This is a genomic window from Pseudomonadales bacterium (assembly GCA_024234615.1).
GTDB lineage: Bacteria > Pseudomonadota > Gammaproteobacteria > Pseudomonadales > IMCC2047 > JAJFKB01.
In genome coordinates, this window is record JACKNY010000001.1 from 345,308 (window position 1) to 361,608 (window position 16,301).

Genomic DNA, 16,301 nt, shown 5'->3' on the forward strand with positions numbered 1-16,301 from the left:
ATTTTGAGCGTTTGAATGAAATGGTCTGCTCAAGTCTGGGTTGTAAGAAAGCAGAACGATGAGGAATGTTATGACTGAAACCCGTTACGTACCTACCTATTGCTATAACTGCGTCGCTGGACCTGATCCGATGAAGGTTAGGGTGGACAATGGAGTCGCTTGCGAGGTGGTTCCAAATTTCGACATGGAAGAAATGCACCCTGGAAATGGCCGAGTTTGTGTTAAGGCTTTAGGGTTGGTTCAGAAAACTTATAATCCATTTCGTGTTACCACTCCGATGAAACGCACCAATCCGAAAAAGGGGCGTGACCAGGATCCCGGCTTTGAGCCGATCAGCTGGGATGAAGCCTTTGATACGATCACTGAGAAGTTGACTGCGTTGCGAGAGAAAGGGTTAACCGATGAGCGTGGACTACCACGTTTGGCGGCAACCTTTGGTCATGGTGGTACGCCCTCCGCTTACATGGGGACTTTGCCTGCATTTTTGGCGTCTTGGGGGCCAATTGATTTTAGTTTTGGGTCTGGGCAGGGTGTTAAGTGTGTCCACTCCGAGCACCTTTATGGTGAGTATTGGCACCGGGCATTTACGGTTTGTTCAGATACTGTCAATACCCGTTATATTCTCTCCTTTGGTTTTAATCCAGAATCGTCCGGAGGCCCCAGCGCGGCGCGGCGCCACGCGGATGCTCGCGTTAGAGGTGCGAAGCGGGTTCAGATTGAGCCACACCTGTCAGTCACAGGTGGCGCCTCAGCGGAATGGGTGCCTATCAAGCCAAAAACAGACTTGGCCTTCATGTTTGCGCTGATCAATGTGCTGTTGCATCAGCATTCGCGCGATTCGCTTGATATCCCCTACCTTCGAGACAGCACCTCCTCCCCATATTTGGTGGGGCCGAAGGGTTATTATTTACGTGATCCAGACTCTGGCGAACCTTTAGTGTGGGATGAAACCGTTGGTACGGCTGCACCGCATAATAAGCCAAATATACGACCTGCATTGGAAGGTTCTTTTACCGTTGCTGCTGCATTTGAGTTAGGCCCGGATCAGGAAAAGTACGAATACGAGGGTGTTGAGGGAACCACAGCCTTTAGTTTGATGGTAAAAAGCATGGAATCATACACGCCTGAGTGGGCGGAGCAGATGTGTGATGTGCCAGCGCAAACCATTACGCGGATCGCCAATGAATACCTTGAGAACGCTTGTATCGGCGAAACAATTGAAGTGGATGGCGCAACATTACCCTTCCGTCCGGTATCAGTGGTGCTGGGGAAAACAGTGAACAACGGTTGGGGTGCCTATCACTGTGTATGGGCGCGGACCGTCTTGGCAATTCTGGTGGGTGCGCTAGAGGTTCCGGGCGGCACAATAGGAACAACGGTGCGCTTGAATCGGCCGTTTGGAAATCGTCTGGCTAGCGTGCAGCCGGGTGAGGATGGCTTTATGGTTAGCGCCATGAATGCTACCGATAAAGAGAATTGGGAGTCTGCACCGAGCGGACGTAATGCACATAAAGCATTAGTGCCAATCGTTAATAGCGGTGCCTGGAGTCAGGCATTAGGCCCGACTCAATTAGCCTGGATGTTTTTGAATGATGCTCCTTCTGACTGGATGCGTTCAACTTTCCCGGAAGTTTGGTTTTTGTACCGCAGCAATCCGGCGATCAGCTTTTGGGATAGTAAGCAAATGGTCAGCATCATGGCGAAAATGCCATTTATTGTTGCGTTTGCCTATACCGCCGATGAAAGTAACCATATGGCGGATATTTTATTGCCTGACGCAACGGACTTGGAAAGTACTCAGCTGATTCGTGCTGGTGGTACTAAATTTGTCGAGCAAATTTGGGAGCACGAAGGTGTGATTTTGCGCCAGCCTGCGGTGGAGCCGCAAGGTGACACGAAAGATATGACTTGGATTGCTACCCAGCTGGCAAAACGCAATGGGTTGCTGGATAAATATTACAAGGCATTGAATCGAGGCGCTGGCGGCATACCTCTAAAGGGTGAAGGTTTTGACTACTCGCTCGACCCAAGTGTTGAACATAGTGTTGACGAAGTCTGGGATGCGGCCTGCAAAGCGGCAACGAGCGATTACTCCGGCGGTAAAGATGTTAAAGACCTGGAGTGGTTCAAAGAGAACGGCTTCTATATGGTTCCTTATAAGCGTGAAGACTGGTATTTGTACCCAACGCTAAAGGCGAAAGGGTTACGATTTGAACTACCATATCAAGAACGGCTTAAGCGTGTTGGTGAAGAATTAAAGCGGCGTTTGCATGAGCAGGGCGTGCATTGGTGGGATGAGCAGCTTGAAGAGTATGAAGCGTTGCCAGCCTGGGATGACGTGCAGGCGCGTTACAATCAATCGCTGGAGCATATGGGCGGCAGTGAAGAACAGTTTCCGTTTTGGGGTGTCACCACCAAAAGCGCTCAGTACGCGGCGGGTAATAATGCAAGTATCCAGCTGATGGATGACGTCGGTAATAATGTCAGAGGACATGGTTCTGTGATCATGAATGCTCAAACCGCGCAAAAGCTTGGCATTGGCAATGGCGAGCGCGTGGAGATTCGTTCAATCATCGGCTATACACGGGGTCGGGCTGAGCTAGTGCAAGGCATCCGTCCTGATACGGTCTGTATCCCAGGACAATTCGACTATTGGAAGACCCCTTTCGCTAAGGATTTGGAATACCCGAGTTTGAACACCGTGATACCGATGTCGTTGGATTTGACGGATTCGACGGGTTCGGGCGCTGACTTGGTCCGGGTCTCAATCCACCGTTTGGGAGATGAGTCATGACACGCTATGTGATGGTCGCCGACCTGCGACGCTGTATTGGCTGCCAAACCTGTACCGCAGCCTGTAAGCAAGCGAATAGTACGCCGCCGGGCGTGCAGTGGCGTCGTGTGGTAGATATTGAAGTGGGTGAATACCCTAACGTAAAACGGGTATTTTTACCCACGGGTTGTCAGCATTGCGCAAACCCGCCGTGCGAAGAAGTTTGCCCAACCAAAGCGACCTTTAAGAAAGCAGATGGCACGGTGCAGATTGATTATGACCTCTGTATAGGTTGTGCTTATTGCGCGGTGGCGTGCCCTTATGATGCTCGTTTTAAAGTCGAAAAAGAAAATTTTGCCTATGGCGATGAGCCTATGCCGCACGAAGCGCAACGGTTGAACAAGGCGACTATTGGGGTCGCGCAGAAATGTACTTTCTGTAATGACGTGGTAGAGGCTGGTGTTGCCAGTGGGCATAAAGCGGGCGAGCACCCCGATGCATCACCCGCCTGCGTCAATTCCTGCATTACTGGCGCGTTGACCTTTGGTGATAAAGACGATCCAGACAGTCAGGTAAACCAACTGCTGGAAAAGTCGGAGCATTTCCGTATGCATGAAGAGCTTGGTACTGAACCAGGGTTTTACTATATCTGGGATAAGAAGAATATGGGGGACTTGCTATGACCTCAGCATTTAAAGGCAAGGGACCATTGCCGCGATTGCAAACCTCCTGGGATTTGCGGGCAGCCTGTAATTTTATTGGCGGCGGTGCCGGTACAGGCTTACTCATTACTACTGCGCTGTTGGCGCTATTTGGATTTCCTTATTTTTGGCCAATCCTGCTGGGCTTGGCCTGCGTGGGTTTTGGTTTGTTTATGGTTTGGCTTGAGATTGGCCGGCCGTGGCGTTCAATGAATCTGTTCTTTCACCCCGAAACCTCTTGGATGACCCGTGAAGGTATTTTGGCAATTCCTTTGTTTCTGCTCGGGGCGTTAACGCTATTTTATTATCCGCAATCGGGCGGTGGAGCGATCGCCGCGGTAATCGGCATTATTGCCGTTGGTTATTTGTATTGCCAAGCACAGATGTTGCGTTGTGCTAAGGGCATTCCTTCGTGGGCGCATCCCGCCTTGACTCCCTATATCTTGGTGACAGGTTTGACTGAGGGAATGGGCTTGGCTATCTGTTTTCAAGCCTTAGCGAGTGAGGCGCTGTTTGCCGTTTTTGCGCTGGTGTTAGTAATAAGGCTGATTGCATGGTCGCGATACTCGCAAGCATTGCAGCAGGATGGTGCTCCGCAAGCGAGCTGCGCTGCGATCAATAATATTCGAGCTATGTATCTGGCGGGAGGGCACCTGTTGCCGATTCTCCTCCTGGTTGCTGCCACCTTTGCTACGCAATTAGCTGTTTTCTTGGTGCCTATCGCCGGATTGCTGGCAGCAGCAGCTGGCTGGTTGTCGAAAGCAGTGATCATTACGCGTGCCGCGCAGACCCGTGGTTTCGCCATTCCCCGAACCCCTATTCGGGGTCAGGGGGCTAAGGGTATGAGCAGTCAGGCAAGCAAACAGGGTTGGTAATATAAACCGTTTATTGAAAGCGAAAAGTGGGGATTAAACCGCATGCTTCAAATACTTATCCAAGGCCGCGGAGGTCAGGGCGCTCAAACCGCTGGCAACCTACTGGCTCGAACCTTCTTTGCAGAGGGTAAATATGTGCAGACTTTTGCTACCTATGGTGGGGCAAGGCGAGGCACGCCGGTCAATTCGTTTTTACTGGCGGATGACAAGCCGATTCGCCGACGCTGCAGCATTGAGCGGGCTGGCGCAATACTCTGTTTTGACGATAGTCTATTGCCGGGATTAGTATCGCAATTTGCTGACCAGGAAACGCTGGTTGTGGTCAATTCGCGGCGTTCTGCCGAGGCTTATGCGTCGTTGGGTGATTATAAAATTATCACGATTGATGGCATCGGCATTGCCCAGAAAAACGGGATGGGTCGCATTATTAACTCTGCACTATTAGGTGCCTTTGCCGGTGCTTTAGGGCAGCCGTCCATGGCCAAGTTGTTGCAAGTGGTGGAAGAAACCGCGCCGGTGAAAAAGCCGGAAAATATAGCCTCCTGCCAAGAAGCCTATGAGCTGACGCAGGCAGCGCTTGAAACGAGGATCTAGCAGATGACGACAGCACCTTCACCTTTGTGGACCACCCGAACCACAGAAGTCAACATGACGGGCACTTGGCGCAGTGAACTTCCCAATTACCTGAATACCCCTTCCCCTTGCCACAATGCCTGTCCAGTCAACGGCGAAATTGCCACCTGGATACAGGAAATAAAAGGCAAGGATTATCATGCCGCTTGGTTGACGCTGATGGAGAATAATCCCTTCCCCGCGATTGCCGGGCGCATTTGTCATCATCCCTGTGAAACGCCCTGTAACCGCAAAGAAATGGATGAGGCTGTGGCGATTTGTAGTCTAGAGCGCTTTGTCGGTGATGTCGCATTAGACGAAAAATGGGCGATCCCTGCAGCGGACATTACTAAGAACGAAAAAATTGCAGTAGTAGGTGGCGGACCATCAGGGTTGTCCGCGGCATATCAGTTGCGTCGTCGTGGCTATGCGGTGACTTTATTCGAAGCAAACCAACAACTAGGTGGCTTAATGCGTTACGGCATTCCTTCCTATCGGTTGGCGAAAGAAGTATTAGATGGTGAAATTAAACGCATCGTCGATTTGGGTGTTGAGATAAAAACCGGCGTTGGCGAAATAGATGAAAAAGCTGTTAAAAAACTACGCGAAGAGTTTGACGCAGTCTATTTAGCGATTGGCGCAAGTCGCTCGAAAAAATTGCCCAGTTTGGACTACAGCCAGCCCTGGGTGATGGATAGCGCGAAATTTTTAGCTGCCACCAATATGGGTGAATCTATTAAAATTGGTGATCATGTAGTGGTTATCGGCGGCGGCAGTGCGGCCATGGATGTGGCTAGAACGGCTCGCCGCTTCGACAAAAAAGTCAGTGTCTTGTCGCTCGAACCCGAAGCGCTAATGCCCGCTCAGCGCGAAGAAGTGGTGGAAGCGAAGGAAGAGGACGTGACCTTTCTTGACGGGGCGATGCTGCAGTCTGTGAATGCAGATGCGTCAGGCGAGCTTGAGTTGAATTGTATCCGCGTTGAGTTTGAACCCGGTTCAGTGCGAGGACAGTTCAAGATTACACCGCTTGAAGGTACGGAATTTAAAATCAAAGCGAATCTAATCGTACCGGCCCTTGGACAGGAAGTCGCCCTGGATCGATGGGCGTCGTTGTCATCCGAAGGTACTCCTGTTGTCCATATTGATCGGCAGCATAAAACCAGTATGGAAGGTGTTTTTGCAGGAGGCGACTTTGCCAGTCTGGACAGGTTTGTGACCCAGGCAGTAGGTATGGGCAAGCGCGCCGCTAAAGATATTGAAAATTATCTCAATAAAGCACCTATTGTGAACAGCGCTGAAAAATTGGAATTGCCTTATAAAGCAATTAACACGCATTATCAAAGTGAGGCGCGGCGCGAAATTCAGAATGCTGAACAGCTTGAGGTACGGCTTAAGAGTTTTGTGGAAGTGCAGCGTGGCTTAAGTGTTGAGCAGGCGGCAGTGGAGTCGGATCGCTGTTTTAGTTGTGGCAACTGTATTTTCTGTGACAACTGTTATTACTATTGCCCGGATATGGCGATTACTAAGCTGGAAAAAGGCTATGAGGTGAAAACAGATTATTGTAAAGGTTGTGGTCTCTGTGCCGCAGAGTGCCCTACAGGAACAATTATGATGCGGGAGGAACTCTAATGGCTGGTGATAGTACTCCGATGCTGCTTAGTGGCAACCATGCGGTAGCCTGGGGCGTGAAATTGGCACGGCCACATGTGATACCAGTGTATCCGATAACGCCGCAGACTCCGATCTTGGAAAAAATTACCGAGTTTCATTCGGCGGGTGAAATTACCGCTGAGGTAATCGCGCCCGAATCCGAACATTCGGCGATGTCAGCCTGTATTACGGCGTCGCTCACCGGGTCGCGTGTATTTACGGCGACATCATCGCAGGGCCTATTGCTCATGCACGAGTTGCTGCACTATGCGGCTGGTGCCAGAGCCCCTATTGTGATGTGCAATGTCAACCGTACGGTGGCATCGCCTTGGGCGTTTTGGCCGGATCAAACGGATAGTCTGTCACAGCGCGACACCGGTTGGGTACAGCTCTATACGGAATCGCCACAGGAATCTATGGATACGGTCATTCAGGCGTTTAGGGTGGCAGAAGAAATTGGTATGCCGGTGATGGTGAATCATGATGCTTTTTACGTGTCGCATGCAATGGAGCCTGTTGAGGTGCCTTCCGAGGCTTGCGTGAATGACTTTTTGCCGGAATATTCAATTCCAAATATGCTCGATCCAGATAGCGGGCAGTCATTTGGCGCGCCCGTTGACCAACAGACCTATAATCGCGTGCGGCGGGAAATGGGTGAAGCGCTTAATAACGCCTTTGCCGCTTGCGATTCGGCACATGCTGTGTGGAACGAATTAACTGGCCGTGGCTACGGCATTACCGAAGCCTATCGCACTGAAGGTGCGAAATCAGTGCTGGTCACCATGGGTAGTATGACTGGAACGGCACGAGAGGCAGTTGATGCCCTGCGTGAACAAGGTCACGCGGTCGGTTTATTGAAAGTGAGGCTGTTCAGACCCTTCCCTAATAAGCAAGTGATCGAAGCGCTTAAGGATGTTGCCAACGTCATTGTTCTGGATAGAAATTACTCACCGGGTCTTGGCGGTATCTTGCATCAGGAATTAAAGGCTGCGCTTTATGGATTGAATAATGGGCCGCGCGTACATGGCTTATTGGCTGGCGTTGGTGGTGTCAACGTGACGCCAGAGAAAATCCAGGAGTTGGCGTTGCGTTATGCCGATAGCGAACCCGCTGTCGCATCGATTTGGGTGGAATAGCTATGAGATATATAGAGTATAAAGACGAAGGTGTGTTTAAGTCTGGGCACTTTGCTTGCGCGGGCTGTATTGAATCGCTTTCGATAAGGATTATCGTCAATGCCGTTGGCCCAGATACAGTTGCTGTGGTCCCGCCCTCCTGTGGCGCCATTATTTGCGGGGGCTATCCAAATAGCTCGTTGTCAATTCCAACCTTTCACACTACCTTGGAGGCTGCTGCGGCTTCTGCTAGCGGAGTAAAGCGCTCATTGGTGGCCAGAGGAAAACCTGATACGACTGTGCTTTGTCTTGCCGGAGACGGTGGTACATACGATATTGGTTTTCAAGCGCTCTCGTCTGCGGTTGAGAGGAATGAAGACATTCTTTATGTCTGCTTTGACAATGAGGGCTATATGAATACGGGCGGGCAAAAAAGCTCGTCCACACCATTGCAGGCGGTGACGGGGTCGACCCCCGCTGGAAAATTAACGCCGAAGAAAAATATTGTAGAGATTTTGGCGGCGCATAACATTCCCTATGTGGCCACTTGCAGTGCCGCGCACTCCGAGGATTTCGTTAGAAAAGTGGAAAAAGCTAAGAACATTCGCGGTACCAAAGTTCTTATCGTCTTAATTCCCTGTCTTGCGGGCTGGGGGGTGGCGGATAATGCCGGGATCAAAGTAACGCGCTTGGCGGTAGATTCAGGTGTTTTCCCGCTTTACGAAATTGAAGATGGCGTTAAATACACTTTAAACCATACCAAAAAAACCACGCCGGTAAATGATTACCTGGGGGCGCAAAAGCGTTATCGTCACCTTTCCGAACAGGATGTCGCGGCAATACAGAATGGCGTGGATACCGAGTGGGCTCGTCTTGCAAAACGTGTTCAGGCGTCCACTGAAGAGTGACTATTCAATCGAGCCGCCATACAGGGTTTGCGTAATCTGACGGGAGGTTTGTTCCAGGTCGTCCTTGGCGCGCATTAAGTTGCTCATGCGTAAGCGTGCAATTGGACCTGACACAGATAGTGCAGCGATTGTGGCTGATTTCGTGTTTTTTATCGGAACCGCAATGCCGCGCATGCCGCGTTCACTTTCTTGGTCGTTAATAGCGTAGCCTTGTTTGCGAACCTGCATGATATGTTTAGCGAGGCTCTTGGTGTTGGTGAGAGTATTTGACGTTCGGTTTTCAAAGTTGATCCCCTGAATATATTTGTTCAGCTCTGTATCATCCATGTCCGCCAGCAACATTTTCCCTACGGCGGTACAATAGGCTGGCCAGCGTTTGCCGATACGAATACCGATACTCAGTGAATGGCGAGAGGGAATGTGCGCGATACTAACGACATTCTGGCCATCTAACACGGCGACTTGAACGGATTCATTCAATAATTCGGCGAGAGGATCCAGGTGCTTCATTACGGCTTCCGCTAAAACATTATGAACGGAGACCTGGTTGCCAAGGTCGGCTAAGGTCATGCCTAGACTAAACTGGCCTCTACCGACTCGCGAAATGGCGCCAACATTTTCCAGTGTCATCAGGAAGCGATGTACCGTTTTGCTATTCATCTGAGCATGTTTGGCGATATCGGCAGTGGTTAAAATCGTTCTCCGACCGTCAAAGGCGGATAAAACTTTAAATGCTTTTATCACAGAAAGAATGGCTGGCGTTGACATATAAAGACCTAAAACTTAGCTTTATCTTACATTGTGAGTATTAGTCTCACTATATATTATCAAGATAGGGATTACGAGAAATTCGATATGTAAATTAGTCATCGGCGATAAAGCGCTATGATAGCGATGTAGCGGCCTGAGAGTCATAAGGAAGGGGAGGTGTAGATGCAAAAATTAGGTAGTAGTGAAAACAACAGTACGTTAGATCAATACTTGCAGCCAAGTAGTTTTATTGATAGCGATAACCCAAAGGTAATCGATTTTGTGGAAACGATAACCACAAGTCAGGGTAAAGGTATTGAACGGATAATAGCCCTTTATCTGGCGATTAGAGATGACATTGTATATGACCCATATTTCGTCGGTCGTGATGAAAGCTATTATCGGGCCAGCGATTGTCTAGCTGCGGGTAGAGGGTTTTGTATTCCGAAAGCTGCGCTTTTGGCCGCTGGTGCTCGTGTACTGGGAGTCCCTGCCCGTGTAGGCTATGCGGATGTTAAAAATCACTTAACCACTGAAAAACTTGATGCGCTGGTGGGTAGCAATATTTATCGGTGGCATAGCTACGCTGAATTATATATCGACGGATTATGGGTAAAGGCAACACCTGCCTTCAATAAAAGTTTGTGTGAGCGTTTCGGGGTACATACTTTAGAGTTTGATGGTCGTCATGATTCGCTGTTACAAGAGTTCGATCAGAGCGGTCGTCAACATATGGAGTATATGAAGCAGCGCGGCCACTTCCAAGATGTGCCCTATCAGGAGATACTGCGCGCTTTCATCGAGTACCATCCGTTATGGTTGGATAATCGTATTGATAGTGCTGGTATGGCCTCCTCGTCGGATGATTGGGGGTGATGAATTGATCGGTTGATTCTCAATACCGTTCTGGTATTATTGCGCGTCCCAATTGAGGGCTAGGGGCATCGTGCGTGATGCATGTGTTCTAGCCGATTATAATTGTGTGCGGTGCTTGGTTTTAGACGCCTTGGTATAAAAGGGTGCCAGATTAAGTGGCGGCATACGTGAGTCGAGGTTATAAGCATGAAACAGGGCATTCATCCTGAATATAAAGAAATTTCTGTCACCTGTAGTTGTGGCAACCAGCTAAAAACGCGATCAACCCTGTGTGAAGATTTACACGTTGATGTCTGTTCCAGCTGTCACCCTTTCTATACGGGCAAGCAGAAAGTAGTGGATCGCGGAGGTCGTATCGACCGCTTCAATAAGCGTTTTGGAAGCCGCGCAAAAGCCTAGAAATATTATCTTTTTTAACCGGTAGCTATTTGGATTAGTCGCTATAACGGTTAAAAGTCGGATAAAAAAGGGCCTCATCTATGGATTTATAGGGTGGGGCTTTTTAATGGACAATTAAAAGAGTTCTTTGGGGTTCGTTGGCATTTAGAATAATTGCTCTTCGACATTGTCTATATCATCGCTGAGTTCATGGGATAGTTCCGTGCCGCGAGATATCTCAGAAGGGACATATTCTGCCCTGAAAATCTCAAAAATTGCATTGGGTTGCCCCGGCTGTGCTCGCAAACCATTGCTCGGGTCAATTCTTAAAGTGACTAAGTTATTAGGTTGCGCAAGTGACGTTTCGCGTGTTCCGGCAAGAGCGTCTTTCATAAAATCTATCCATATCGGTAGAGCTGCATAACCACCAACTTCCCGTTTCCCAAGCGTCTGTGGTTGATCGAATCCAACCCATACGGTAGTAGCCACATTTTGGTTAAAGCCTGAAAACCAGGCATCTTTTTGATCATTAGTCGTGCCGGTTTTTCCTCCGATATCACTCCTGCCAAGACTGCGTGCGCGTCGGCCAGTGCCAAGCCTGATCACATCTTTTAACATCGAATTCATAATATAAGCCACCCGTGCTTCGACAATGCGTTCGGCAGGTAGCACTTTTATCTTGATCGGTTTTAACTGAATTTCACTCAAGGTGGTGTCATTCAAGCTGGCTGATTCTGGTTTGGCAGGTTGGGTGTAAGACTGTTGATCGTTCTTGATTTCCTTTAGTAGGGCGGCTGCAAGCTGGTCTTCGTTGTTGTTCTGTTCGTGTGTCTGATCATATTGTTGCGACTCACATTCGGGGCAAACTGTTCTTGGGGTTTCCTTAAAAAGTTGGCTACCGTTATTATCTTGAATACTGTCTATGAGGTAGGGGTTTATTTTATATCCGCCATTAGCGAAAGTAGCGTAGCCGGTAGCAATTTCAAGCGGTGTGAATTCAGCACTGCCTAGGGCTAAGGATAAATCGCGAGGTAATCGTTTTGCATCAAAACCAAACCGAGTGACATAGGATGTTGCGACCGGAATCGTAATGGCACGTAAGAGCCGGATGGATACAAGGTTTCTAGATTGGTATAGAGCTTGCCGAAGCCTGGTTGGGCCGAAAAATTTGCCGCTATAATTCTCTGGGCGCCAAGTATTTTCCAGCAGGGCGTCATCAAAAACTACTGGCGCATCATTGATCATGCTGGCGGCGGTGTAACCTTGCTCTAAAGCGGCAGTGTAGAGAAAGGGTTTGAAATTAGAGCCAGGCTGCCTGGTTGCCTGAGTGGCGCGGTTAAACTTGCTCTGCTGGAAGTCAAACCCTCCGACTAAGGCAAGGATTGCGCCGTCTTTCGGTCTCAGAGAGGCAAGCGCACTTTGAACGGTCGGTATTTGAGCCAATATCCATTGGTTGTCACCATTTTGGTAAAGGCGGATGATGTCACCAGTCTTTACAATCATGTCGGCTGATTTTGGGATCAGGCCTGTTGCATTCGTGTTAATAAAAGGTCTTGCCCACTTGAGTCCATCCCAGGGGATTTCAACTAAATTTTCCGGAGCTAACAAAGCGGTAATACTCTGTTCATGAACACTCATGACTATCGCAGGACGCAATGGCCCAACTGAGTTGAGAGTGTTAAGTTTCTGTTTTGCTGAGGCAATGGGGTTGTCGGTGTCCAGTTGAATATTTCCTTCGGCTCCTCGATAGCCGTGGCGGCGGTCATAGTCGAGAAGTCCCTTTTGTACTGATAGATTGGCACTTTTTTGTAGTTTGCTATCGAGACTGGTATAGATGCGTAAGCCTGAAGTGTAGAGTTCTTCTGCGGGGTATTTTTTTAATAACTCGGCGCGAACCATTTCCGCAACATAGGGGGCGTATAGCTCGGGTTTAAGGCCGTGGTATTTAGCCGTAATAGGTTGCGCGATGGCCTCATCATATTCAGTCTGAGAGATCTGTTTTAGCTTTATCATTCGCTGCAGAATCCAGTCTCTGCGCTGTAATGCTCTTTCTGGGTTAGCGATAGGATTAAATTTTGAGGGCGCCTTGGGCAGGCCCGCAATCATCGCTAATTGCGCCAAATTAAGTTCGGATATTTCCTTGCCGTAGTAAACCTGGGCTGCTGCCTGTATCCCGTAGGCTCTATTACCAAGATAAATTTTATTCACATAAAGTTCGAGAATTTCTTCTTTGCTCAGTGCTTGCTCTATCTGTAGCGCGAGCAAGATCTCATTGAATTTGCGACTAAAGGTGCGTTCTCTGCTCAAAAAATAGTTTTTTGCGACCTGCATGGTAATAGTGCTGCCACCCGTTTGTATGTTTCCTGTGGCAACCAATTGTAAGGCGGCCCGCATCAGACTTTTGATATCGACGCCATGGTGTTGCTCAAAGCGATCATCTTCGGCGGCTAAAATTGCGTTTACAAAAAGGTTCGGAACATCTTGGATATTAATAGGGGTTCGGCGTTTTTCTCCAAATTCCGCAATCAGTTTTTTGTCTGAAGAAAATATCTGCAGTGGTGTTTGCAGTTTAATTGTCCGGAGTGACTCAACCGAGGGCAGTTGTGGATTGAGGTAGAGTGATAGACCGGTAATTATCAGTGTTACCAAACAGATGCTAAAAAGTGCGGTGACATAAAAAATTTGTTTTAAGGTGTTAGGAACAGTCATATTTTTGCTGGCAAATTTATGGAATCGGCTTAGAATTCGGAGGCGTCGACTATTATATGCAGAATATTTGTACTTTATCTATTTGCGCTTGTAGGAAATATGGACTTTAATGGTAGTTAACATTTTCACTCCCTTAAGTATCAGATGCTGCTAAGGATTTAGCTGTGTTATCAATATTTCAAAACAAAAAGAGCCCGATTCTGGGTATAGATATTAGTTCAACCTCCGTGAAGCTATTAGAGCTCAGTCGTTCGGGTGGGCGATATCGTGTTGAGTGTTACGGTGTTGAACCGTTACCGCTTGGCGCGGTGGTTGAAAATCATATTAACGATGTTGAAGCGGTTGGTGAAGCGCTTAAGCGAGTCGTCGCTCGTTCAGGAGCAAAAGCTAATCATGCCGCTGTAGCCGTGGCCGGTTCAGCCGTCATCACCAAGACGATTGAAATGAATGCCGCGCTGTCCGATGATGAGATGGAAAATCAGATAAGCGTTGAGGCTGATCAGTATATTCCGTATGCGCTGGATGAGGTTGCTCTGGATTTTGAGGTGCAAGGGCCATCGGCAAATAATCCGGCAATGGCGGAAGTTTTGCTGGCAGCTTGTCGCAGCGAAAATGTGGAATTGCGGGAAGACGTATGTGAGGTTGCAGGCTTAGATTGTAGAATTGTCGATGTCGAAGCCTACGCAATGGAGCGCGCGTTTGAACTGGTTACCGGACAGCTAAAAGGCGACGTCAGTGAGCTAACGGTCGCAGTAGTGGATATTGGCGCTACGATGACGACGCTGAGTGTGCTAAGTGAAGGCAAAACGATTTACACACGCGAACAATTGTTTGGCGGGCAGCAGCTGACAGAAGAAATCCAGCGCCGCTACGGTTTGACCTCAGAAGAGGCAGGTCTAGCTAAAAAACAAGGTGGATTGCCCGACGATTACGAAACTGAAGTTTTAGAGCCGTTCAGGGATGCCGCTGTGCAGCAGGTGACTCGATCATTGCAGTTTTTCTATTCATCCAGTCAATATAATTCCGTTGACTATATCGTCATGGCTGGCGGTTCTGCGAGTGTGGATGGGTTGGATCAACTGGTTAGAGACAAGACAGATACCCCCACGGTAGTCGCAAATCCTTTTGTGGGAATGTCGGTTTCACCTAAGGTGGACACATCAGCATTGAGTAATGATGCGCCATCTTTGATGATAGCCTGTGGGTTGGCGATGAGGAGTTTTGATTAATGGCTCGAATTAATTTAAAACCTTGGCGAGCGGTACAGCGTGCTGAAAAGCAGCGTCAGTTCATTGTCGCGATTGCTGGATTTGCCATTCTAGGATTGGTCTATGTGTTGGTGGCGGATCGTTTCATTGCCAATGCAATCGATAATCAAAATTATCGCAATAGTTACCTGCAGGGGGAAATCGCAACGCTGGATCGTAAAATTCAAGAGATTGAAAAACTGCGGGAAAAACGTGACCAGCTCATTGAGCGTATGCGGGTAATTCAAGAATTACAGGGAAATCGTCCGGTAATAGTGCATCTATTTGATGAGTTGGTGCGTACCATCCCTGATGGCGTTTACTTTACCAAGCTTGACCGTAAGGGAGAGCTGTTATCGGTACAGGGTAAGGCGGAGTCTAATAACCGGATATCCAGTTTAATGCGAAATCTAAACGCTTCTGATTGGTTTGAAGAGCCCAACCTCACCTCGGTGAAAGCAAAAGAAGAAGAAGGTGTTAGCGCAAATGACTTTGATCTCACCGTTAAACGGAGCATCGCAACTAATGGACAGGAGGGTTAATTCGTGAATTTTTCGGGATTAACTGAAGGTTTACGTGATTTTGATATTAACGATCTGGATTTTAATAATTCAGGCAATTGGCCGTTATTAGTTAAAGTGTTTGTTTGGGTGCTCGTATTGGCCGTAGTAATATTTTTGGGTTACTACCTTCGATTGAATGATATGAATAGCACCTTGGATCAAGCGAAAGCGAAGCAGGAAACTCTCAAACAGGATTATGAACGCAAGGCGTTTAAAGCCGCTAATCTTGAGACTTACCGGCAGCAAATGGCTGATATGGATAAATCTTTTGGTGCGCTGGTAAAACAGTTGCCTAAAGACACTGAAGTCCCTGGCTTGTTGGAGGATATTACACACACAGGTTTAGGCAGCGGTTTGGAGATTACCTCAATTAAGCTGCAACCGGAGCGCATGGCGGAATTTTATGTGGAACTACCCATTGAGATAGAAGTGAAGGGAGGTTTTCACGATTTTGGTTCCTTTGTCAGTGGTGTTGCCAGTCTCCCCAGAATTGTGACTCTTCATGATTTTGCAATAGCGCCAGGTGATTCTGGATTGCTAAATATGACCATTACCGCCAAAACCTACCGTTATAACGATAAGGAGAGTGAGTGATGCTAATCAAGCATAAAAACGCTCTGTTTATTATCGCTGTAGCAGGCCTTTTAGGAGGCTGTTCAGGTGAGGGGGAGCTGAAGGATTTGCAAACTTTTGTGGAAGATGTGAATGCTAAGCCTAAGGGTACTATAGAGCCGTTGCCTGAATTCAAGCCCTATGAGAGCTTCCAATACAGTGCGGCGGGTCTACGCGCACCCTTTTCTAAACCAGTGGATGTTAAGTTAATAAAATATAAGGATGAAAAGGCAAAACATGATGTTAAACCAGATTTTAATCGGCCCAAGGAATATCTGGAAGGCTTTAGCATCGATGCGTTGAAAATGGTTGGCACGATTTCGCTCAAGGAAAATGATCTGTGGGCGTTAGTAGATGATGCCGAAGGCGGTGTGCATAAAGTGCAGCCGGGGAATTACCTGGGTAGAAATCATGGTAGGGTGACAGCCGTAGATAGTGGGCAGATAGATGTTATTGAAATTGTTCCTGATGGCCACGGTGGATGGTTAGAAAGACCAAGATCACTTAAATTACAGGACGAGATATAAGGTAT

Annotated in this window: 15 protein-coding genes; 13 read left to right on the top strand and 2 right to left on the bottom strand. The window is 48.3% G+C overall.

The annotated features are described in order from the left end of the window. Nucleotides 1–58 precede the first annotated feature (58 nt). From H6995_01705 to H6995_01735, 7 genes are read left to right on the top strand one after another with little or no spacing between them, the layout of a single operon-like run. Nucleotides 59–2,794, top strand: coding sequence for a molybdopterin-dependent oxidoreductase (locus H6995_01705; protein MCP5213705.1), 2,736 nt, complete (start codon nt 59–61; stop codon nt 2,792–2,794). Further along, complete coding sequence (locus H6995_01710) at nt 2,791–3,456, top strand: 4Fe-4S dicluster domain-containing protein (GenBank protein MCP5213706.1); 666 nt, start codon at nt 2,791–2,793, stop codon at nt 3,454–3,456. The genes H6995_01705 and H6995_01710 overlap by 4 nt, the downstream gene beginning before the upstream one ends. Continuing rightward, nucleotides 3,453–4,349, top strand: a complete 897-nt coding sequence (locus H6995_01715; protein ID MCP5213707.1) for a phenylacetyl-CoA:acceptor oxidoreductase — start codon at nt 3,453–3,455, stop codon at nt 4,347–4,349. The genes H6995_01710 and H6995_01715 overlap by 4 nt, the downstream gene beginning before the upstream one ends. A 42-nt stretch (nt 4,350–4,391) precedes the next feature. Continuing rightward, on the top strand, nt 4,392–4,943 hold the full coding sequence (locus H6995_01720; protein MCP5213708.1) for a 2-oxoacid:acceptor oxidoreductase family protein: 552 nt from the start codon (nt 4,392–4,394) through the stop codon (nt 4,941–4,943). Between the two features lie 3 nt (nt 4,944–4,946). Beyond that, entirely contained in the window at nt 4,947–6,590 is a 1,644-nt protein-coding gene (locus H6995_01725; protein ID MCP5213709.1) for an FAD-dependent oxidoreductase, read from the top strand. Continuing rightward, nucleotides 6,590–7,747 (top strand): pyruvate ferredoxin oxidoreductase, encoded by a 1,158-nt coding sequence (gene porA / locus H6995_01730; GenBank protein ID MCP5213710.1) that lies wholly within the window; start codon nt 6,590–6,592, stop codon nt 7,745–7,747. Before H6995_01725 ends, porA begins: the two co-directional genes overlap by 1 nt. 2 nt (nt 7,748–7,749) lie before the next feature. Beyond that, nucleotides 7,750–8,634, top strand: coding sequence for a pyruvate synthase subunit beta (locus tag H6995_01735; GenBank protein ID MCP5213711.1), 885 nt, complete (start codon nt 7,750–7,752; stop codon nt 8,632–8,634). Here the strand turns inward: H6995_01735 and H6995_01740 are convergent, their stop codons facing one another. Next, the gene (locus H6995_01740) at nt 8,635–9,402 is read right to left on the bottom strand and encodes an IclR family transcriptional regulator (GenBank protein ID MCP5213712.1); all 768 of its coding nucleotides are present in this window, start codon (nt 9,400–9,402) and stop codon (nt 8,635–8,637) included. Between the two features lie 165 nt (nt 9,403–9,567). Between H6995_01740 and H6995_01745 the strand changes: the two genes are divergently transcribed. Continuing rightward, nucleotides 9,568–10,260, top strand: a complete 693-nt coding sequence (locus tag H6995_01745; GenBank protein ID MCP5213713.1) for a transglutaminase family protein — start codon at nt 9,568–9,570, stop codon at nt 10,258–10,260. A 186-nt stretch (nt 10,261–10,446) separates the two neighbouring features. Next, on the top strand, nt 10,447–10,659 hold the full coding sequence (rpmE, locus tag H6995_01750; protein MCP5213714.1) for a 50S ribosomal protein L31: 213 nt from the start codon (nt 10,447–10,449) through the stop codon (nt 10,657–10,659). A 144-nt stretch (nt 10,660–10,803) separates the two neighbouring features. Here rpmE and H6995_01755 read toward each other — a convergent pair whose 3' ends face one another. Next, nucleotides 10,804–13,347, bottom strand: coding sequence for a penicillin-binding protein 1A (locus H6995_01755; GenBank protein MCP5213715.1), 2,544 nt, complete (start codon nt 13,345–13,347; stop codon nt 10,804–10,806). Between the two features lie 164 nt (nt 13,348–13,511). Between H6995_01755 and H6995_01760 the strand changes: the two genes are divergently transcribed. From H6995_01760 to H6995_01775, 4 genes are read left to right on the top strand one after another with little or no spacing between them, the layout of a single operon-like run. After that, nucleotides 13,512–14,576 carry a pilus assembly protein PilM gene (locus tag H6995_01760; protein MCP5213716.1) on the top strand — a complete coding sequence of 355 codons (1,065 nt, stop codon included), beginning with the start codon at nt 13,512–13,514 and terminating at the stop codon, nt 14,574–14,576. Then, nucleotides 14,576–15,136, top strand: coding sequence for a PilN domain-containing protein (locus H6995_01765; GenBank protein MCP5213717.1), 561 nt, complete (start codon nt 14,576–14,578; stop codon nt 15,134–15,136). Before H6995_01760 ends, H6995_01765 begins: the two co-directional genes overlap by 1 nt. A gap of 3 nt (nt 15,137–15,139) precedes the next feature. Then, nucleotides 15,140–15,751, top strand: coding sequence for a type 4a pilus biogenesis protein PilO (pilO, locus tag H6995_01770; GenBank protein MCP5213718.1), 612 nt, complete (start codon nt 15,140–15,142; stop codon nt 15,749–15,751). Next, nucleotides 15,751–16,296 carry a pilus assembly protein PilP gene (locus H6995_01775; protein ID MCP5213719.1) on the top strand — a complete coding sequence of 182 codons (546 nt, stop codon included), beginning with the start codon at nt 15,751–15,753 and terminating at the stop codon, nt 16,294–16,296. The genes pilO and H6995_01775 overlap by 1 nt, the downstream gene beginning before the upstream one ends. The last annotated feature ends 5 nt before the right edge of the window (nt 16,297–16,301 follow it).